This window comes from Kitasatospora arboriphila (genome assembly GCF_039528095.1).
In the GTDB taxonomy this organism is placed as follows: domain Bacteria; phylum Actinomycetota; class Actinomycetes; order Streptomycetales; family Streptomycetaceae; genus Kitasatospora; species Kitasatospora arboriphila.
In genome coordinates, this window is the sequence record NZ_BAAALD010000323.1 from 1 (window position 1) to 529 (window position 529).

The following is a 529-nucleotide window of genomic DNA, read 5'->3' on the forward strand; positions in this document are numbered from 1 at the left end:
TCAGCACCTTGGCGAGCGTCGACTTGCCGCAGCCGGACTCGCCGACGATGCCGAGGGTCTCGCCCTTGTGCAGCTCGAAGGAGATGCCGTCGACGGCCTTGACCGCACCGACCTGCTTCTTGAAGAGGATGCCCTGGTGCAGCGGGTAGTGCTTGACCAGGTCCTTGACCTCCAGGATGGGCTCAGCCATGGAGGGTCTCCTTCCAGAGGTGGCAGGCGCTGCGGCGGCCGGCGAGCTCCGCACCGTCCTTGTCGAGCACCTGGTGCAGCACCGGGATCTCGGTGCGGCACAGGTCGGTGGCCACGTCGCAGCGCGGGTTGAACGCGCAGCCGGACGGCACCTTGAAGAGGTTGGGCGGCAGGCCCTTGATGGCGTACAGGTCCTCGCCCTTCTGGTCCAGTCGCGGGATCGACCGGAGCAGGCCCTTGGTGTAGGGGTGGGCGGGGTTCGCGTACAGCTCGTGGACGGGCGCCGTCTCGACGATCCGGCCGGCGTACATCACGGCGATCTTGTCGGCCACGTCGGCGA

Annotated in this window: 2 protein-coding genes; both read right to left on the reverse strand. The window is 68.1% G+C overall.

From position 1 onward, the window contains the following. A partial coding sequence (locus tag ABD353_RS40190) for an ATP-binding cassette domain-containing protein (RefSeq protein ID WP_344628636.1) occupies positions 1 to 190 on the reverse strand: 190 nt, incomplete at its 3' end. After that, positions 183 to 529, reverse strand: a 347-nt coding sequence (locus ABD353_RS40195; protein ID WP_344628637.1) for an oligopeptide/dipeptide ABC transporter ATP-binding protein, incomplete at its 5' end; no start/stop codon positions are given. The genes ABD353_RS40190 and ABD353_RS40195, both read right to left, overlap by 8 nt.